Source organism: Tolypothrix sp. PCC 7601 (assembly GCF_025677855.1).
Classification (GTDB): Bacteria; Cyanobacteriota; Cyanobacteriia; order Cyanobacteriales; family Nostocaceae; genus Aulosira; species Aulosira diplosiphon.
In genome coordinates this window covers 1704341-1725523 of the sequence record NZ_CP064879.1, presented here as the reverse complement: position 1 = coordinate 1725523, position 21183 = coordinate 1704341, and the positions used below count along the sequence as shown (strand labels likewise).

General features: G+C 40.3%; 14 protein-coding genes. 8 read left to right on the top strand and 6 right to left on the bottom strand.

Annotation, left to right across the window (positions count from 1 at the left end; all coding sequences use genetic code 11):
* The first annotated feature begins 440 nt into the window (after nucleotides 1-440).
* From HG267_RS07155 to HG267_RS07145, 3 genes are all read left to right on the top strand, one after another.
* The gene (locus HG267_RS07155; RefSeq protein WP_045871748.1) at nucleotides 441-887 is read left to right on the top strand and encodes a hypothetical protein; all 447 of its coding nucleotides are present in this window, start codon (nucleotides 441-443) and stop codon (nucleotides 885-887) included.
* A 668-nt stretch (nucleotides 888-1555) separates the two neighbouring features.
* Nucleotides 1556-3796: a PAS domain-containing hybrid sensor histidine kinase/response regulator gene (locus tag HG267_RS07150; protein ID WP_081584051.1), complete on the top strand. Its 2241-nt coding sequence runs from the start codon at nucleotides 1556-1558 to the stop codon at nucleotides 3794-3796.
* A 62-nt stretch (nucleotides 3797-3858) separates the two neighbouring features.
* Nucleotides 3859-5187 carry a response regulator gene (locus HG267_RS07145; protein WP_045871438.1) on the top strand — a complete coding sequence of 443 codons (1329 nt, stop codon included), beginning with the start codon at nucleotides 3859-3861 and terminating at the stop codon, nucleotides 5185-5187.
* Between the two features lie 76 nt (nucleotides 5188-5263).
* On the opposite strand, the gene HG267_RS07140 is transcribed toward HG267_RS07145, so the two are convergent.
* Nucleotides 5264-6775 (bottom strand): FAD-dependent oxidoreductase, encoded by a 1512-nt coding sequence (locus HG267_RS07140; RefSeq protein WP_045871439.1) that lies wholly within the window; start codon nucleotides 6773-6775, stop codon nucleotides 5264-5266.
* 313 nt (nucleotides 6776-7088) lie between these two features.
* Here HG267_RS07140 and HG267_RS07135 point away from each other — a divergent pair, with 313 nt between their 5' ends.
* Complete coding sequence (locus HG267_RS07135) at nucleotides 7089-7991, top strand: class I SAM-dependent methyltransferase (protein WP_045871440.1); 903 nt, start codon at nucleotides 7089-7091, stop codon at nucleotides 7989-7991.
* Nucleotides 7992-8191: 200 nt separating this feature from the next.
* On the opposite strand, the gene HG267_RS07130 is transcribed toward HG267_RS07135, so the two are convergent.
* The 3 genes from HG267_RS07130 to pruA all read right to left on the bottom strand — a co-directional run bounded on the left by HG267_RS07130 (nucleotide 8192) and on the right by pruA (nucleotide 13031).
* On the bottom strand, nucleotides 8192-8575 hold the full coding sequence (locus tag HG267_RS07130; protein WP_045871441.1) for a cyclic nucleotide-binding domain-containing protein: 384 nt from the start codon (nucleotides 8573-8575) through the stop codon (nucleotides 8192-8194).
* A gap of 938 nt (nucleotides 8576-9513) precedes the next feature.
* Entirely contained in the window at nucleotides 9514-9957 is a 444-nt protein-coding gene (locus HG267_RS07125; RefSeq protein WP_045871443.1) for a GNAT family N-acetyltransferase, read from the bottom strand.
* Between the two features lie 65 nt (nucleotides 9958-10022).
* Nucleotides 10023-13031: an L-glutamate gamma-semialdehyde dehydrogenase gene (gene pruA, locus HG267_RS07120; protein WP_052335243.1), complete on the bottom strand. Its 3009-nt coding sequence runs from the start codon at nucleotides 13029-13031 to the stop codon at nucleotides 10023-10025.
* A 497-nt stretch (nucleotides 13032-13528) separates the two neighbouring features.
* Here pruA and HG267_RS07115 point away from each other — a divergent pair, with 497 nt between their 5' ends.
* Nucleotides 13529-14203, top strand: coding sequence for a hypothetical protein (locus HG267_RS07115; protein WP_045871444.1), 675 nt, complete (start codon nucleotides 13529-13531; stop codon nucleotides 14201-14203).
* 343 nt (nucleotides 14204-14546) lie between these two features.
* Nucleotides 14547-15314, top strand: a complete 768-nt coding sequence (gene fabG / locus HG267_RS07110) for a 3-oxoacyl-[acyl-carrier-protein] reductase (protein WP_045871445.1) — start codon at nucleotides 14547-14549, stop codon at nucleotides 15312-15314.
* Between the two features lie 68 nt (nucleotides 15315-15382).
* Here the strand turns inward: fabG and HG267_RS07105 are convergent, their stop codons facing one another.
* Entirely contained in the window at nucleotides 15383-16480 is a 1098-nt protein-coding gene (locus HG267_RS07105) for a M4 family metallopeptidase (protein WP_045871446.1), read from the bottom strand.
* Between the two features lie 117 nt (nucleotides 16481-16597).
* Nucleotides 16598-17689, bottom strand: a complete 1092-nt coding sequence (locus tag HG267_RS07100) for an MraY family glycosyltransferase (RefSeq protein ID WP_045871447.1) — start codon at nucleotides 17687-17689, stop codon at nucleotides 16598-16600.
* Between the two features lie 306 nt (nucleotides 17690-17995).
* Between HG267_RS07100 and groL the strand changes: the two genes are divergently transcribed.
* Together groL and aroB are read left to right on the top strand one after the other, a co-directional pair.
* On the top strand, nucleotides 17996-19672 hold the full coding sequence (gene groL, locus HG267_RS07095; protein WP_045871448.1) for a chaperonin GroEL: 1677 nt from the start codon (nucleotides 17996-17998) through the stop codon (nucleotides 19670-19672).
* 217 nt (nucleotides 19673-19889) lie between these two features.
* Nucleotides 19890-20981: a 3-dehydroquinate synthase gene (gene aroB, locus HG267_RS07090; protein ID WP_045871449.1), complete on the top strand. Its 1092-nt coding sequence runs from the start codon at nucleotides 19890-19892 to the stop codon at nucleotides 20979-20981.
* Nucleotides 20982-21183 lie beyond the last annotated feature (202 nt).

Here is a 21183-nt window from a genome sequence, read left to right as displayed (position 1 = left end):
TAAAAATTCTTGGTCTTATGTACGTACTATAGCTGCAAGAGTGTTTAAATTTTTGCTCTAAAAATTCTATCTTTTAAAAAAATATCTTAAGCAAGGAAAAGATGCGATCAAGCTGAAAATAAGTGACTAAATCTATACTTAGTATCACAAAATCAAATAGTAATCTTATATCTATCTAAAGGATGATATTTATGATTTTTTGACTTTTGCAATATATTTCATAATTATGCATTTCAAAAAAAGCGATAATGAATTTTGCAATGATTTTCTGGCAGCCTCTATCACATCTAAATTTGTCAAAAAAGGGGTGAAAACCCCCTTGGCAAAAAAACAAATCAGATATACACATCAGTCTGCTAATTAACAGTAATATCTCGACTGTTAGTAGGGGCATAATGGGGGCAATTTATCAGGAAGCAGTTATACCAAAGGAGGTTGAGATGAGTCGTCTTCTTTATGAAAGCTCAGTGTCATATAAAGGATATCTCATCATTCCATTTGTTTTTGGCAAAGCCGATAATTACGAAATTTATTCCTATAAACTATTGGCAGAGATTGGTAATAATAGCCAATTTCACAAAACAGAGAATCCAGCAGGTATTTATGGCAGTAGTATCAGTAATATCATTGATATTGCCAAAGAACATATTGACAAACAGTCAGAGTTTATCAGTAGCGGTGATAGTTTTAAATCTCGCTATATTTACCATCACAATTTAATTATTGTCTCCCAACAGGAGGGTAAATATTTTTACGACCACTACCCGCCAGAGTTATTGAATAATATTGCAGCACCAAAATTATTCAATTCAGAATATGAATGTCTGAGTTGGATCAAACTGGGACTGGATGGGCGATATACAAGGCAAAGAGTTAGACAACTTTAAGATTCCTGCCTGAAAAAATAGGAAGTTGGATTTTGCGGCATAGGGCATAGAAAAAGCAATCAATGCCTGATTCTCTATGCCCCAAGTTAGTGAGCAGCAGTTGATCCCATCCTTAAGACATGGGATCAACTGCTGATTTTTTGTAAGCATTTTTACTCTTTGCAGATTGCAGATTGACCGAAAATCAATGATGGTAAGCCCCGAAGAGAAAAAGTAAAGCTTGTGATGAAGGATTGACTGCAGAGGAAAACGAGAAATCACGAACAGACATCAATACCTTTTCTGTGTCATCCTACCTGGGAATGAATTCTAAATGCAATAGGTATAATTTTATAGTATTACTGGATATCGAATACAAAATTGTACGGATAAAGCTGATATGAGATTTTGCTGATAGCCGTAAATTTACAGTGATTGAATCCCAGAAAAATTAGAAATATCGGTGTTTTATAGTTATCTATGAGAGTACATATCTAACTATTTCCGTTTTTACTCGGTTCTCGACCATCGGTATATTTAGATTCAATGGAAATAGACTTATCTTTGCGAGTTGACAGCCAACTCTATTTGAAGAACACCCAAACTAGGGTTTAAGTTCAAAACTTCAGGTGTGCAATCCTCAGCGCGATCGCATAAAAGCTCTATACTGCTGAACGTCAGAATTCACCATGAACCAACAATTCTCATCCGATAACCCCCAGACAACTTTGGGAGCAAACATTAACATGATTGGGTGTAATCTGACAGACATCGCTTCATCGGAGACCACAACATATTTGCAACAGGCTATTGATTATAGTCCTGTGGGGATGGTCATACTGGATCGGGAAATGCGCTATTTGACGGTGAATCGCAAATGGCTAGAAAGCTATCACATAACTGATGACATAATTGGACGCTGTCACTACGATGTATTTCCTGATATCCCCGAAGAATGGAAGCAGATTCATCAACAGTGTTTAGCGGGGGCGATCGCCCAACGCGATGAAGACCGATATTTACGTGCAGATGGTTCTATTGAGTGGGTACGCTGGTTGATACGTCCTTGGCATGAGGCTAGTGGTGAAATTGGCGGGCTGGTAATGTTTAGTGAAAATATTACACAGCGCAAACAAACAGAAGAAGACCTACGCGCTAGGAATATGCTGTTGCATTCTATTTTGGAAAGTACACCAGACTTGATTGTGGTTAAAGATTGCCAAGGTCGTCATGTGGCTCTCAACTCTAATTTAGCTAAATTATTTGGTAAGCCCATCAACGAGATTATTGGCAAAGACGATACAGCAGTATTACCACCTGATGCAGCTCAGGAAATCATGGCCAAAGACCGCCAGATTTTGGCAACAGGAATCACAGAGACTTACGAAGAAGAAATATCTGCTGATAACATTCAGGGGATTTTTCTGACCACCAAGGCTCCTTGGCGTGATGCTAAAGGCAACATGATGGGAATTATTGCCATAACCAGAAATATTACTGAGCGCAAACAAGCTGAAATCACCCTAGCTAAAGCTAAAGAAGCCGCAGAAGCAGCAAGTTATGCCAAAAGCGAATTCCTCGCCAATATGAGCCATGAATTGCGGACTCCCCTCAACGGTATTTTAGGCTATGCCCAAATTCTGCAACGTTCCCAACACTTAGATGAAAAAGAGCGATCGCGTATTGATGTCATTTACCAATGTGGTTCGCATTTGCTGACTTTAATTAATGACATTCTGGATTTATCAAAAATCGAAGCACAAAAACTGGAACTTACACCTACGGATTTCCACTTACCAGCATTTTTGCAAGGTGTTGCAGAAATGTGCCGCATTCGCGCCGAACTCAAAAATATTAATTTTCAATATCAATTAGCTGCAGAATTACCTATTGGCATTCATGCCGATGAAAAACGTTTACGACAAGTGTTAATTAATCTTCTCAGCAACGCTATTAAATTTACCGATACAGGTAGCGTAATTTTGACCGTGAGCTATGCTGCAGCCGGAAAAATTCGCTTTCAAGTCCGTGATACTGGTATAGGTATCCCCGAAGAAAAACTCCAAGTGATTTTTCAACCCTTTGAACAAGTAGGAAATCATCGGCGACAAACAGAGGGTACTGGGTTGGGATTGGCAATCAGCCAAAAAATTGTCGGATTAATGGAAACCACTATTGAGGTGCAAAGTCAAGTAAATGTTGGGAGTATTTTTTGGTTTGATGTCAACTTACCTGAAGCTGATGAGTGGGTTAAAACATCTCAAACTGATGACAAGGGACAAATTATTGGTATTAAAAACTGCCGTCCTAAAATTTTGATTGTGGATGATAAATGGGCAAATCGCTCAGTAATTGCGAATTTACTCAGCCCCATTGGTTTTGAGGTAGCTGAAGCCGTCAATGGACAAGAAGGTTGGCTGAAAGTTTGGGAATTTCAACCAGATATTGTCTTGACTGACTTATTAATGCCAGAAATTGATGGATTTACTTTGATCCAGCGCATCCGTAAGTCAGAAACATTCAAAGAAATTGTGATAATTGTGTCATCAGCAAGTGTATTTGAAACTGATCAACATCGCAGCATAGAAGTAGGCGGAAATGATTTCCTCCCTAAACCAGTACAAGCAACGACTCTCTTGCAAAAATTACAACAACATCTGCATCTAGAGTGGCTTTATGAAGAGCAGAAAAATGAACATCTACCAGAACTAGATCATACTGAGCTAATTGCTCCACCTATAGCCGAACTAGAAACTCTGTGCAAGTTGGTAATGAAAGGTAACTTTAAGGGAATTATTAAACAAGCAGCATTAATCGAACAGATGGATAAAAAATATATCCCCTTCGCGAAAAAGCTGCACGAACTAGCAACAGGATATCAAGACCAAGATATCTTGGCACTCATTCAATCTTATAAGTCAAAGCTTTGACAAACACCAAAAGACAAAATTAATTATGTCTTTTGTTGGTTTCTACACATCCTAGAGGTTGTATGACTCTGGTAACTGAACAAACGGCGACAGTTCTAATTGTTGATGATAATTCTGCCAATTTAGGTGTCCTATCTGATGCCCTAGATCAAGTTGGCTTAGAAGTATGCGTAGCAAAATCTGGCAAAATCGCTTTAGAAAGGATTAAATATGTTATACCAGATTTGATTTTGCTGGACATCATGATGCCAGATATGGATGGCTTTGAAACCTGTAATCACTTAAAAGCCAATCCTGTCACTAAAGATATTCCAGTTATCTTTATGACCGCATTTTCTGATACAGCTAACAAAGTCAAAGGTTTTGAAGTTGGGGCTGTAGACTATATTACCAAACCCTTCAATCAGCAAGAAGTTTTATCAAGGGTTAAATTGCACCTCAAATTACATGATTTATCAGTAAAATTAGAGCAGAAAAACGCTTTATTAGAGCAGAAAGTTGGAGAAATCAGCCAAGCATATCAAGATTTACAAGAAATGCAACTGAAGTTAATTCAGAGTGAAAAGCTATCTAGCCTAGGACAGATGGTTGCTGGCATCGCCCATGAAATTAATAACCCAGTCAATTTTATTTATGGCAATCTCATTCATGCCAACGAATATACTCAAGAAGTCCTAAATCTTTTAAATCTTTATCAAGAAGAATATCCTCATCCTACACCCCGTATTCAAACAGGGCTTGATGAAGTAGATATAACTTTTATTCAGGAAGATTTATTAAAGTTGCTCAAATCAATGAATATTGGTGCTAGACGTATTCGTGATATTGTGCAATCTATGCGGATTTTCTCGCGTGTCGATGAAGCCAACATGAATGCTGTAAATATTCATGAGGGCATTGATAGCACACTGATAATTTTGAATTATCGCTTAAAGTCTAAACCAGAGTATCCTGGTATTGAAGTAATCAGAGATTACAGCCAGTTGCCACTAATTGATTGTTATGCAGGGCAACTGAATCAAGTATTTATGAACATTATCGCCAATGCTATTGATGCTTTAGATGAATATAATCAGCAGCGTTCATTGGCAGAAATTAAGCAGCAACCAAGCCGCATAGAAATTCGTACTACTATGATTGACAAGAATCAAGTAGCTATCCACATTGCAGATAACGGCCCTGGTATAAATCAAGAAGTCCTAGAAAAACTATTTCAACCATTTTTTACCACCAAATCTTCTGGTAAAGGCACTGGATTAGGCTTATCAATCAGCCACCAGATTATTGTCGAAAAACATGGTGGCTGTCTCTATTGTAAATCGACACCTGGACAGGGAACAGAATTTATCATTCAAATTCCCATTCATCAAAAAGTTAGTCGAGTGGCTTAGTCGTCAAGAGTCAAGAGTCAAGAGTCAAAGGTCAAGAGTCAAAAGTTATTCCTCGTTGTCTCCATTCCCCAACCAGCTAAGGCAACCAAAAGTCAGGTAGGGTAGATTTGCCCAATTGACGGACTGTTTGATTGAGCGATCGCGCTGCTTGTATGTGGGGTTCATCTGCTTCTACTGGTAAAATCTTAGCTGGCTGACCTGCTCCTAAATAAGAAATTACCGAATTTGCTGCAGCTAAACCAGTGACATACGCCTTTTCCTGCGACCATGAACCATGAGGGGTGACAATCCAATCACCACTCATAAACACATTAGTAAAAGTAGTTGTAGCTGGTAACATATAGCGATAACTCCCTGGTGCAAAATGAGTCACTGCATTTGGCAGGCGAATTACACTTTTATCAATCACCTTTGCTTCTCGAAATGCTGGGATACAAGTTGTTAAATAACGCTGAACAATAGGCACAATTTCCTCATCACTTAAATTGAGGAATTGATTGCCATGATAAAAATCAGCTTCAATTACTGTTCCTGGTTCATTTTTATATTCATCATGGATGGCGTTTAAATCAAAAAATGTCCATCCTGTAGTTGCATCAAACCCAAAACAAGCATTAGAAGGGCGAGGAATATCAATTTTGCGGTCAAACCATAAGCGAGTCGCTAAAACATCAATTGCTCCTAAATTATTTAAATTACGAAATTCTTCACGATTTTGTAAGCTGGGGCTATTAGCAACTATTTTCTTCATGCCAGTGATACCAACAGCAAAAATTACAGCATCGGCATCAAAAACCTCATCGCCACAAACTACACCTGTGGCTCGATTATTACTATCTACAATTACATCAGTAACTCGTTTTTGAGATAATACTTTTGCGCCTGCTTTTTCAATAAGGTTTACCCAAGGACTAAATATTTTTTCGCCAACAGTTCCTCGACACCAAACAACATCAAAATCAGCTTGATGTGCCAAAATAAAAAAGTACAACATTCCTAATGTAGCTGCGGCTGAACATTGTTCGCCAGGGGCAAATAAACCTACCAATAACATCGGTTCAAAAGCTTCTTTATAAAGTCGCGCCGAAACCCCAAAATCTTTGAATAATTCCCGGGCTGTGACAAAATCATAACGCCGCCAAGCATCGGGAGAATTATCAAAATCAACTACAGCATAAAGTAAAGGTAACGCACTTAAACGGTCAATTAATGGTAAACGTTGAAATTTAGTGTACAGAAAAGTTCCTAAAGGAGTGGGTAGCCTGGGTAAGTCTTGAAAAATTGGTGATTCTACTTCTAATCCTGCAGGAGAATATTGAGCAGAACGAGTCCAAGTTGTAAAAGGATTAATTCCTAATTCATTAATGAGGGCAAAAATATTTCTGTAAGGATACCAAAAGCCATGTATACCCGCTTCCACAGAACTTCCGGCGGCTGTTTTCCAACCAGCAACTAATCCCCCAGGATAAGGCCCGGCTTCTAGAAGCGTCACATCATATCCTTGTTTTGCCAGATGGTAGGTAGCCCCTAAACCAGCCCAACCTGCACCTACAACGACTACCCGTTTTTGTTTTGACTCTGCTTTCATTGTGCAGTCCAGCCTCCGATTATTGCTATCTATAATTAAATTTAAAGTATTTGTAAACCGATGCTTACATTGCATCGTAAAATTACTGACAAATGCTAATTATATTTGCCTATACCAGCCAAAACAATTAGATTATTAGCACGGTTGTTATAATAAACAACCGCGATTTTAATGAATTTTTAAATTAAAAATTACTTTGATAATTATTTTATGTATTTTAAATAAATTAAAGTAGATATAACAGCACTTGCACTTAATAGTTGGTTAAGAGTATAACAGAAAAAATAGCTAGCTATTGATTAAGAATCTTATTATGACTCAATTAGAAAAATCTAGAAATAGCCTAAGTGACTTTCAGTTGCGGGATGGTATTTATTTTCCCAAAAATTATGAACAGTTAAATAGCACTGAACATAAACAAAAATGGGATGCAATTGGTAAGACTTATTATGGTTCTCAAAAAATTGAGCAGCTTCCCGAAACATCAGCTATTAAACAAGATTACACTTTGCTAGGTGGCAAACCAGGCGGTACATGGAATAAATTTCCTGAAAATAAATCTGTTGGTTCTATTCTAGAAATTGGTTGTGGTTATGGACGCGCTCCATTGCACCTTTCAAAAGATAAAAATCTGAGATGTGAAAAATATTATGCTATTGATATTTCCGAATCTTTACTCAGGAGATTAATTAAAGTAAAACAAGAATACGATTTTTTCCCTGGTGCGGAATTCAATATAATTTGTAACTCAGCAGAAATTTTACCATTAGCGGATAATTCTGTGGACTTAGTGATTTCTAATTGTGTTTTTATGCACATTCCAGATGCACAATTAAGAAACTTATTATCTGAGATATTTCGTATCCTTAAACCAGGTGGCAGTTTTGTATTTAATCATTCCTTTCATAACAAAGATTGTCCGTCCCATATTATCCATAATTTCATTAGAAATCTCAATGTATTTAGCCGGAATCCTATTTATCTCAAGCAATATTCAGCTAGAGAAATAGCAGAAATGTTGAATGATGCGGGTATCAAAGAAAAGTGTCCGCAATATACAGTGGAACATACAACAGAATATGCAATTTTACCAGAAACTATCAAAGGTATTCCATTACCATTTGCAAAAGCATTTAATAGAAGCTTAAAGCCTTCAGATGCTTGGAAAGAAACTTTAGCTTATGGTTTTAGCGCCTATAGCAATCCGCTAGCATAGTAGTAAATGAAATATTTTGCATTATGGGGAAACCACTGGTTAACAATGGTTTCCTTTTTTATTTCAATTTTATGAGCCAATGTCAAAATTCAAAAATCAAGGTAACGAACTATTGATAATAGGTTTGATTTTTGAATTGTTACCTGCCTATTATTTGTGAATTAAGCTGTGATTTAGATAAATATTATTTAGAGCATTTCTCAAATTGCTATTGTGGAGAAGCGATGCTCTAAACGAGTCAGACGTTCTGAATAATTTTTTATAACTTGCAGCGCAAATACTGGAGTTTCTTGAACCGCAAAAATAAATCTTTGTTCATTTAGAAAAGCAAGCTGAACATCGGTTTTGGCAATAGCTGTATAAGTTCTATTTTTTATGCCTACAAGTACGCCTATACCAAAAACTTCTCCTGGATGAATTGTTTCTATCAGCTTATTATTGATGAATATTTGAACCTCTCCTTGGATGATGCCATACATAAAATCACCCGGCTGTCCTTCTCCAAAGACTACTTGTCCTGCTGAAAATACTTGAGGATCAGGTTGTTTTTGGAAGATGCTGATTGTTTGTACAGGACTTAACATAAAAAAGCTCCTAATGCTCCGTTTCTAAGCCTATGTGTGGCATTGTAATTCTCTCTGTCACAAATGTATATAGGCATCCGATTTGATTTGTGAAAAAATATTAGTAACGCACGCACAGCATTGCTCCAGGCGCGTTACGCTATCGCTAACACAGCCTACATGAATTTTGGCAATCAGAAAACCAATCTTAGGAGGTATTGTAAAAATATACTCTCTATGAATTTTACAAATGCTCTCTGAATCAGATACAAGGAGATAAAAAGAATCACAAGTCTAGTGAATAGTTATTGCACTTTAAATAATTGCTCAAGATTTTCTAGCTAGCTGTGATGCTATCAATCACAATATAACCTTGGAAAAATATCTCTTTAGCCTCTAGCATTCAACGAAAATTTTTATATACAGTGGTAGTGAAATTTACCAATTTGTTCGCTATCTTCAAATAGAGTAGAGTGCAATATTAATTAATGTACAATGGATGACTCAATATTTATTATATTTCTTAGCTTTGGGTTTCTCTGGCTGGTAATGGGAGTTATAGGTTGGATGGCTTTTCTGAAATCTGAAGGCGAAGAGATTAAATTTGGTAAGTGGGGACTATTAGTTGCTATTCCAATTTTGATACCGATAATTATTACATTGATTATTGGTGCACTGTACCACTAATTGCAGCATTAATTATTAACTATCGTTTAAAAATATGGTGTGTTGAAGAGGATTCTAATGCACCATTAAAGCGATTAATGTTGATGCTAAGTACTCTACCACTGTGGGAGTAAATATAATTTTTTAGGACTTCTTCGGGAATTACAGCAGACTGTAAGTATTTTGACTTACGCATAGCGGTACTAGCCTTATAAAAACCAAGGTAACCAGAGAATAAGAACCACAAATATGCAATTTAAAAAATATGAAATAATGATTCAAATATCATCATATTATAATAATTTTCTCTTCATTTTGATATGAGCAATATCTGCTTCCATAAAGACTTCTCCTTCTGGTATAAAACCTAAATTATCATATAAACCTTGGATATATTTTTGAGCATGAACTATAACTTCTGGAATATGCTGATGAGCAATAATTTCTATTGCTTTTTCCATAAGTTGTTTACCAATACCTTTACCTCTAGCTTTGCTTAAAACGGCAAGTCTTTCTATTTTGGCAATTTTATTATCTAAATATCTAATTCTGGTAGTACCGACAGCTTCTTGATTTAAATAAGCAATTAAATGGTCACATATTTCATCTTTACCATCAAACTCTAAAGCAGCTTCTACTCCTTGTTCTTCCTGAAATACAGCGATTCTAATTGCTTTAATTGCTGCAAATTCTTCAGGAGACTCAACAATTTTGATAATTAAATCTTTGTTGATCATTTCGCTGCGCCTCTGCGGTTCGATGAAAAAGTAAGTAGGGCATCTGCCCTACCTTCTTTTATAATTTAATCTGCGCCTTCAATTGGTGCAAAACCTTGGCGTTGAATATTTTCGGTGATGGTGCGCGGTTCTAGGAACTGTAGCAGGTAATCGGGGCCACCTGCTTTAGAACCAACACCAGAAAGATTGAAACCACCAAAGGGTTGACGTGCGACGATCGCACCTGTAATTGTACGGTTAATGTACAAATTCCCGACTTCAAACTCTTGTTGTGCTTGCTGAATGTGGGATGGGGTACGCGAATAAAGTCCTCCAGTTAAAGCATAGTTAGTCCCGTTAGCTACGGCTAATGCTTCCTGAAAGTCTTTGACTTTAATTACCGCTAGCACAGGGCCAAAAATTTCTTGTTGGGCAATTATCGCATTCGGCGGCACTTCACTAAAAATCACCGGGCCGATAAAATATCCCTGTTGTGGTGCGGGTAACTCTAGTGCAACTAAGGCTTCTGTTTTACCTTTTTCAATATACTCGCGAATGCGATCGCGGGCGTTGGCATCAATTACCGGGCCGACTTGGGTGCTAGGTAACTCTGTTTCCCCAATGTTCAGGGATTTTGTGGCTTCTACTAACCGTTCCACAAAGCTATCGTAAATCGATTGCAGCACAATTACCCGAGAACAAGCAGAACATTTTTGTCCGCTATAACCAAACGCCGATTGCACTACCCCGACAACCGCTTGGTCTAAATCAGCACTCTCATCAACAATGATGGCATTCTTGCCACCCATCTCTGCAATTACCCGCTTCATTTGTTTTTGACCGGGTTTGAGGGTAGCTGCTTCTGCGTAAATTCTACAACCAACTTCTTGAGAACCAGTAAAGGCAATTACATGAGTATCAGGATGATTAACCAAATATGCACCAACCTGAGAACCCTTACCGGGTACATATTGATAGACACCTTGAGGAATCCCAGCTTCTACCAAAATTTCTGTGAGTTTCGCCGTAATAACAGAAGATGTTTCCGCAGGTTTGAGCAGAGTACAATTACCAGCAACTAACGCTGCTACAGTCATACCACAGGCGATCGCCAAAGGGAAATTCCAAGGAGAAATCACCACAGCAATTCCCCGTGGCTGGTAAATATAACGGTTCGTTTCCCCAGAAACATCATAATTTACGCCTTTATCCAACCGTTCCATTTCATCGGCGTAGTAGAGACAAAAATCTATCGCCTCCGAAACCTCTGCGTCTGCTTCCTTAACTGGCTTCCCAACTTCCAAAACTATCCAAGCCGAAAGTTCTGCACGGCGTTGTGACATCAAATCCCCAGCTTTCCGCAAAATATCAGCGCGTTGTTTCGCTGGTGTTTTCCGCCAAGCAGGAAAAGCTGCTTTCGCTGCTTTCATCGCCTGTTCAGCTTGTTCAACACTGATGAGTCCGACTTTCCCCACCACCTGACTAAAGTTAGAAGGATTGAGAGAATCAATCGCTTCTGGAGTATTCACATACTCCCCATTAATCAAAGGTAAATAAGTCCTCCCCAATTGCTGATGAACAGCCTGAAACGCCTCCGCCGACTTCCTCCTCTCTTCCTCCTGTGCATAATCAGTATCCGCCACACCCAAAAACCCTGCGCCTTCTTCTTTGCGGCTACCCTGCGGGAACGCCTCCGGCGAATGCGCCTTTGCGTGAGACAAATCCACCTTCGGAGGCGCTATCAACTCCTCAACTGGTCTATTCTCCAAATTTTGCCGTAAAAATGAACTATTAGCCGTATTTTCCAACAAACGCCGAATTAAATAAGCCATCCCCGGCAATAATTCACCGTAGGGACAATAAACTCTTACTCGGTAACCCTTATCAACCAAAGCCTTCGCCAGCTTATCCCCCATACCGTAGAGAACCTGCATTTCAAAACTACGTCGGGGAACCTTTAAAGTTTCTGCAATAGCTATTGCCCTAGCTTGCGATCGCACATTATGGCTACCAATGGCAGCATATACATATTGATGATTCTCTAGCAATAGCTGCGTAATGGCTTCAAAGTTCGCATCGCTAGCGGCTTTGTCATTATAAACAGGTTGAGGCCAATGTTTTTGCGCTGCTTTGATAGTTTCCTGATCCCAATATGCGCCTTTAACTAAACGAATAGTTAAGGGATAACCACGCTGTTTCAACCAAGCAATCACATCTCTAGCATCTTGCTCGCTGTCACGCAGATATGCTTGGATAGTGATGCCAATATCTGTACGTTGGCGAAACTCTTCTTCCATTAATAATTTTTTCAGGATATGAAGAGTTATATCTTTATAGGCATACTGTTCCATATCAAAATGCACAGCCGCCCCTAATTCTTTAGCATGACGTAAAAGGGTGCGAATGCGATCGCTAACTCTCGCCTCACTACCTTCAGCGTCTAAAGGGTCAAATTGCGAATAAAACGCCGTTAACTTCACAGAAACCTGAACTTTTGCTAGCTGTTCGCCATCTGCTTCATCAATAGCCGCTATAGCTTTCCAATTCTTTGATGCAGCTACCAATTGCTGTATTAATTCCGAATAGCGTTCTAAGTAAGATTTAGCTTCTGTTTCTGTAATTACCGCCTCACCAAGTAAGTCAATGGTGAAAGCCATTTTATCTTTACGTAGGCGTTCAACTGTTCTGATGACTTGTGTAATATTTTCCCCAGCAATATATTTATGAGCAAGAGTTTCAACGGCTGTCGCCACTGTTGTGGCTGCTACTTGTCCCGGCATAGAATCAGGGTTAGCAAAATTCAGCATTCCCTTTAACGCCGCAGGTAATTCTACAGATTCATCTCCTAAATATTCTTGTAAATGGGCAGCAATTTCCGCTCTGCTGCGTAAAGCTGGTAATGTATCGATAAAGCGAAATAATTGCACCCGTAAACCTGGATTGCTCATCGCCCAAGCTAGTAATTTATCATCCCAGCGCATTTGATCGCGCAAAGATGCCAAAAACGAGCGATTTTCTTGGGTTACTTCTAGAAGTTGTTTAGCAATTTCTTGGGTTTTAGCTTCGTAGGTGCTGGTTTGTACTTGTAATACCACTGATAATAACTCCTAATTCCAGGTAATACCAATTTTGGATTTTAGATTGAAAACCTTGAAAATAAGGCCGTGACAGGATTTTCAAGCAATACTACATATCCCAAGTTGGTATAAGGCTTGCATTTACAAGCCTCTGTATTCTATTTTGACTCCTCAATTTTGCTGTCACCATATTTCCCAAGTGCAAAATTCATTTCCAGTTTCGGAAATCAAATCTACCTACGAAATACAATTTGTAGTGGAACAGGATTTACACAGAGGTTACAGAAAATCAAACCGCAGAGGAATGAATACTTGTCGGTTAAGGGTAAAAAGGGGAATGGGGAAAGGGAAAGGAAAAACTTTAACCCTTAACCTTTAACCTTTTCTCCAAAACCAATTTTGAATTCAAAACGCTTAACTGAGTAGTATTGGTACACAGAGGAATAAGAGTTTGAGTAGTTATTGGCGTAAGTCCTATGGCAAATTCAGTTTAATAAATTAACGCATAAATTCAGATGTCCAACATCAGAAATAAAGATATATCTAAAGAAAAATTGCTCGATATTTTATTATATCGCTGGCAACAAACACTCCTACCTTTGAAGGTTAATCCAATAGATACAAATATTATTTTTAATCACCTAATTGCAGGTTATTTGGCTCCTGGGCGTTATTACCATACATTAGAACATATTCTTCACGTTCTGATTACTATTGATAATTTACAGGACTATGTTCAAGATATGTATGCTGTACAAATTGCCGCTTGGTTTCACGATATAGTTTATGACACTCAGGCTAAAGATAACGAAGAAAAAAGCGCAGAATATGCAAGTGAATTATTACATAATTTAGGGCTGACCGCTAATAAAATTGACCACATCACCCGCTTAATTATCGATACAAAATCACATCAAGCGGCTGCGGATGATTTTGATAGCCAAGTTCTACTGGATGCCGACTTAGCAATTTTAGCTGCCGACCCAGTTCAATATCAAGAATATGCTCAGGCAATTCGCCAAGAATATGCTTGGGTTCCACAAGACCAATATATTGCTGGACGCAAGCAAGTTTTAGAAAAATTTTTGCAGCGCGATCGCATTTATTTTACGCCTTTAATGTTTGAGGTTGCCGAAGAAATTGCCAGAGCTAATATCACAGCCGAAATTAAAACTTTGAGCCAAGGATAAAAGACAAATTAAATATCTATTATGCTGGAATGGCACTTACATAAAAAAGTTGCTCCCCAGATCCCCGACTTTTTGAAAAAGTCGGGGATCTAAATCTCGCTCAAGTGAGTAGCATTCTCCAGTAGGGTGTGTTATGGCTTTAGCCTAATGCACCGTTGATATCCCAACAATTAAGGAATTTAATCAGATTAAATTCATTTAAATAATATTCATAGATGCAGCTACCCATCTATGGCATTCTATTTTTAAATTAATAATCTTGAATTGAATTTCTACTTCTTCTCTATTCTTGAAGGTACAAATCACCATAAGATAATTAGCGCGGTGATTCAAAAAACATTACATGGAACTTTTGCCAGAGAACTTACAAAAATTACGTGGACAAGTTGCAATTATTACAGGTGCATCACGAGGAATAGGAAGAGCGATCGCACTAGAATTAGCTAGCTACGGAGCCAATGTAGTTGTTAATTATGCCAGTTCTAGTGGTGCTGCTGACAGCTTAGTTGCGGAAATTACGGCAGCAGGTGGCGAAGCTTTAGCGCTGCAAGCAGATGTTTCTAAACTCGACCAAGTAGAGGCGCTGTTCAACACCGTCATCGATAAATTTAAGCGGATTGATATTCTGGTCAACAATGCAGGTATTACTCGCGACACCTTACTTTTGCGGATGAAGCCCGAAGATTGGCAAGCGGTGATTGACCTCAATCTTACTGGTGTTTTCTTATGCACACGCTCTGCTAGTAAAGTTATGCTCAAGCAACGTTCTGGACGCATTATTAATATTGCCTCCGTTGCTGGGCAAATGGGTAACCCTGGTCAAGCAAATTACAGTGCCGCCAAAGCAGGTGTCATCGGCTTTACCAAAACTGTGGCTAAAGAACTAGCTTCTCGCGGGATCACCGTTAACGCCGTCGCCCCTGGTTTTATTTCCACCGACATGACCAGCAATCTCAGCAATACTGAAGAAATTCTCAAATTCATCCCCCTTGGTCGCTACGGTCAACCGGAAGAAATTGCTGGGATGGTGCGTTTCTTAGCTGCTGATCCCGCCGCCGCCTACATTACTGGCCAAGTGTTCAATGTCGATGGTGGCATGGTAATGGCTTAAGGAGTGCTGAATGTTGAGTGTACAGTGCGGAAAGCTCAGTACTCTACACTCAACATTCAATTCACAACTTATAATCCCAACAGTGCTGGTTCTACGCCTACTTTTTTCCAAGCATTACGAACAGCATTTTGTTCTTTACTTCCATGACCATATAATTCGCCAGCTACAGAGATTGTATGGTGTGCGGCTTTGGCAAAATTTGAACGGGGGCGTAATCTGTCTCTTAAGGTGATATACCAGATTTTTCCAGCTTTTTCCCAAGCGTAACCACCGATTTCTACTGCGGCTAAATAAAAAGCATGGTTGGGAATACCAGAGTTGATATGTACACCTCCGTTATCTTCGGTTCCTTTATATAAATCTTTGACATGGGCGGGTTGGGGGTCTTTACCCAATACAGGATCGTCGTAAGCAGTTCCCGGCGCTTTCATAGAGCGAATACCTACTCCTTTCACCCCAGGCATAAATAAACCAGCGCCAATGATCCAGTCGGCTTGATCTGCTGTGTGGTTGAGTACCCGTTGTTTAACTAAGGAACCAAAGACATCAGACATAGATTCATTTAATGCCCCCGGTTGATTTTGATAGGTTAAATTCGCTTCATATTGAGTGATCCCGTGGGTGAGTTCATGGGCGATGACATCAATTGATTTGGTGAAGCGAGTAAAAATCTGCCCATCGCCATCGCCATAAACCATTTGGTTGCCATCCCAAAAGGCGTTGTCATAATTCTGGCTGTAATGAACTGTAGAGTCTAAACGCAAACCGCGATCGTCAATAGAATTTCGCTTGTAGATTTCCTTGTAAAAATCAAAGGTAGCACCAGCAGCATCATAGGCTTCATTGACGGCGGGGTCTTGAGTAGGAGGATTGCCCTCACCACGTACCAGTTTGCCAGGCAGTTCTATACCATTATTGGCATCATAAATCGTCCGGCGCTTCTCTCCAGTTGATTTAGCCGAAGGAATTAAGCTTAAGACATCACGTTGTCCGCGAATCCGGGCGGAACGGGTTAAGCTTTGAAACGCCCAGTCACTCTGTTGAGTATCACCACGTTTGGCTATCTCCTTCAACATATGTGGTGGGACAACAAAGCAAATCGGACAAAATTGGTTATTGGCGTGACAAACCTGAGATTTAGCCGCTCTTTTACCTTGACGATGCATAGTTTTACTCCTGAATCACAGAAGTGGCGATCGCATTTCCATTCAATTTGCGATCGCCACTGTCCTTAGATCCAGACAAATTTGCTCAAATTTCGAGGTTTTGTCACAAAAATTCACTCATGAAATTGCTTCCACCCTCTTCATTCGTCCCCAGATAGTAAAGCCAATCAGGAGGATGACACTTAAGGTTGTAGCTAGCATTTGCACCAAGGACAAATGCTGCATTCTCATCGCCAACAAATTAAAAACTAAGCTAATTGACCACAGGGTAAACGCAGCACGGCGTTGAGAGAATCCCCAAGCTAGCAAGCGGTGATGAAGATGGTCTTTTCCTGGCGTACTCATGGGGTTTTTACCCGCCATCAGCCTTCGCACAATTACTTGTGTTGTATCCAGTACTGGAAGTAGCAAAAATAATACTGTTGGTACAAGTGCAAATACGGTAGTTACTTGCAATTTTCCTAAAATACTAGTCGCCGCTAGTACATAGCCAAAAAAGTAGGCTCCAGCATCACCCATAATAATTCTGGAGGGGTGGAAGTTATGGCGCAAAAAGCCCAAAGCTGCGCCTCCCAATGCTGCTAGGACTAAGGTTGCGGCTGCTTTTTGGGAAATTTGAGCAGAAACCGCCAATAGGCTCATCGCAGTGATAAAACTCACTCCTCCAGCTAAACCATCCATACCATCCATCAAGTTGATAGCATTGGTAATACCTACTACCCAAAATACTGTCAGTGATAGGGAAAGGAGATAATCAATGGGTGTGCCAAAAGTAACTTCGATTCTAATACCGTTAGCAACTAGTAACAGCGCCGTGAGAATTTGAGTGAACATCCGCACAGAGGGAGGTAAGCCAAATTGATCATCAATAAAGCCAACCAGAACTAAGATTGTTCCTCCCAAAAGGATAGTTAAAACCTGAGCTAATACACCTTGCAATTCAATCGGTCGTAAAAGGGTAGCTAATACCAGTGCAGCAATCACACCTGTGTAAATAGCCAATCCCCCTGCATTTGGCAAAGGTTCTCGGTTCAGTCGTCGTGCGTTTGGTTGATCGGCCCAACCCACCCGCAAAGCAAATTTACGTACTGTCGGCATTAAACGCCAGGTTACTAACCAAGCCAAAATAAACGTAAACATTACAGCCAACCAGCCGGTGCCGCTTGGTTCGGCAATACCCAGGGATTTCAGGGAGTTATATAGATTCATCTCCCAATCCAACCATTACTGCTAATATTCAACATAAGCATCAACTGTATCTTAATCAATAAAAGTTAAGGTTAAGGTCATTTGTTATTTGTCATTTGTCATTTGTCATTTGTTATTTGTCATTTGTCATTTGTCATTGGGTAATTGGTATTTGTCCTTGTCCCTTGATCACTCTTTTTCCCAGTCCCCAATCCCCAATCCCCAGTCCCCAATCCCCAATCTCCAATCCCCAATCTTCGTCATAGTATTAGCACTCTGGCGCTGTGAGTGCTAAATTGTCTAATGGAAGCGCTTGAGAAATAAAACATGGCGAAGATTATTGCATTTGATGAGGAATCGCGGCGGGCCCTAGAACGGGGTGTGAACGCTCTTGCTGATGCTGTAAAAATCACCCTAGGGCCAAAAGGCCGGAACGTTCTTTTAGAAAAAAAATTTGGTGCCCCCCAAATTGTCAACGATGGTATCACTGTTGCCAAAGAAATTGAATTAGAAGATCCATTAGAAAATACAGGTGCGAGACTCATCCAAGAAGTAGCATCGAAAACAAAAGATGTTGCTGGTGATGGTACCACTACAGCCACGGTTTTAGCACAAGCTTTGATCCGCGAAGGTTTAAAGAACGTTGCTGCTGGTAGCAACCCCATTATTCTAAAGCGGGGGATGGACAAGACTGTAGAGGCCTTAGTTGCAGAAATCGCCAAAATAGCCAAGCCAGTAGAAGGAAGTGCGATCGCTCAAGTTGCCACAGTTTCAGCGGGCAATGATGAAGAAGTCGGTAGTATGCTGGCTGAAGCAATGGATAAGGTCACTAAAGATGGTGTAATTACTGTTGAAGAATCTAAGTCCCTGACAACTGAACTAGAAGTAGTGGAGGGGATGCAAATTGACCGGGGTTACATTTCTCCTTACTTTATCACCAACAACGAGCGGCAGACCGTAGAATTTGAAAACGCTCGGATTCTGATTACTGACAAAAAAATTAACAGCATTCAGGATTTAGTACCTATCCTCGAAAAAGTGGCTCGTTTGGGTCAATCTTTGCTGATTATTGCAGAAGATGTCGAAGGCGATGCTTTGGCAACTTTGGTTGTGAATAAAGCACGAGGCGTACTTTCCGTAGCTGCAATTAAAGCCCCTGGATTTGGCGATCGCCGCAAAGCTTTGTTACAAGATATTGCGATTCTCACCGATGGGCAGATGATTTCGGAAGAAATCGGCTTGAGCTTGGATACCGCAGCTATCGAAGCCCTAGGAACCGCCCGCAAAATTACCATTGACAAAGAAAACACCACAATTGTCGCTGGTAGTACCACCAAACCAGAAATTCAAAAGCGGATTGGTCAAATCCGTAAACAATTAGAAGAAACAGATTCCGAATACGACAAAGAAAAACTGCAAGAACGCATTGCCAAGCTAGCTGGCGGTGTGGCAGTAATCAAAGTTGGTGCAGCCACCGAAACCGAACTCAAAGACCGTAAATTACGGATTGAAGATGCTCTCAACGCTACCAAAGCGGCTGTAGAAGAAGGTATTGTGCCTGGTGGTGGTACAACCCTAATTCACCTGGCTACCAAAGTAGAAGCCATCAAAAACAGCCTCGAAGATAACGAAGAAAAAATTGGAGCTGACATCATTGGACGCGCACTAGAAGCACCATTGCGTCAAATCGCCGATAACGCTGGCGTTGAAGGTTCCGTTATCGTTTCCAGAGTCAAGGAAACTGATATCAATGTTGGCTACAATGCCGCTACAGGCGAATTTGAAGACTTAATTGCGGCTGGTATTATCGACCCCGCCAAAGTCGTGCGTTCAGCTTTGCAAAATGCTGCTTCCATTGCTGGTTTAGTACTAACCACCGAAGCCCTCGTTGTTGAAAAGCCTGAAAAGAAAGCTGCTGCTCCCGCTGATGGCGGCATGGGTGGCATGGGCGGCATGGGCGGCATGGGCGGTATGGGTGGCATGGGCGGCATGGGCATGTTCTAAGCCACCAGTGCTGAGTACTGAGTGCCGAGTACTGAGTAAAAATTAGTTAGTATAAACAGTTTGTCTTTGCACAAACTGTTTTTTATTTGTCATTTGGTAATTGGTAATTGGTAATTGGTAATTGGTAATGGGAATTTATCCCCAATGCCCCATGCCCAATGCCCCATGCCCCAGATTGCGGTAAAATACAGCCCACGGCGTGTTTTGGGGCTGGGTAATGACTTCTGTAATTAATGTGAATTTACCAGAGCAATCTTATGAGATTGCGATCGCACCTGGTAGTTTAGATCAACTGGGTGAGAAAATGACTAGTTTGCAGCTAGGGAAAAAGGTACTAGTCGTTTCTAATCCCACTATTTTTAAGCATTATGGTGATAGAGCTATCAATTCTTTAAAAACGGCAGGATTTGAAGTTTCTAGCTGTATCTTACCAGCCGGGGAACGCTTCAAAAACCTGAATTCTATTCAAAAAATCTACGATGCAGCTTTAGAAAACCGCCTCGAACGTTCCGCTACAATTGTGGCGTTGGGTGGTGGTGTGATTGGTGATATGGCTGGTTTTGCTGCCGCTACTTGGTTGCGTGGGATTAGTGTCGTGCAAGTGCCTACCACATTGTTAGCAATGGTAGATTCGGCAATTGGGGGCAAAACAGGCGTAAATCATCCCCAAGGTAAAAACTTGATAGGGGCTTTTCATCAGCCGCGCTTAGTATTAATTGACCCCGAAGTTTTGAAAACTCTCCCCGTGCGCGAGTTTCGGGCGGGAATGGCAGAAGTAATTAAGTATGGTGTGATTTGGGATGCGGATTTGTTTTCCCAAATGGAAGCAAGTAAACACCTGAACCAACTCCGCTACATTAAACCTGAACTGATAGAAATCATATTAATTAGGTCTTGTCAAGCTAAAGCCGATGTCGTCAGCAAAGATGAGAAAGAAGCTGGATTAAGGGCAATTCTCAATTATGGTCACACCATTGGTCATGCAGTAGAAAGCTTGACTGGTTATCGCCTAGTCAATCACGGCGAAGCTGTGGGTATTGGTATGGTAGCAGCTGGGCAAATTGCCGTGGAACTAGGAATGTGGCAAAAAGAAGAGACAGAACGTCAAAACGCCTTAATTCAAAAAGCAGGTTTACCGACTCAATTACCCTCTGGGGTAGATATTGCAGCCATTATTGACGCACTGCAACTAGATAAAAAAGTCAAAGCAGGTAAAGTCAGGTTTGTTTTACCAACACAGATAGGTGTAGTGACAGTTACCGATGAAGTACCAGCAGATACGATTCGCCAAGTTTTACAGGCGATGTAATCAATTCACAACCAATTACAGATTGCGGGTACATGAGGTCACCAAACACGGGTAGGGGCAAGGCAGTGCCCAATACTTGTCGGTTAAGGGCAAAAGGGGAAGGGGAAAAGGGGCAAGAAAAAACCTTTAACCCTTACCCTTTCACCTTTTCCCCAAACCAAATTCCAACTTGAAAATCCTTAACCGAGCAGTATTGAGGCAC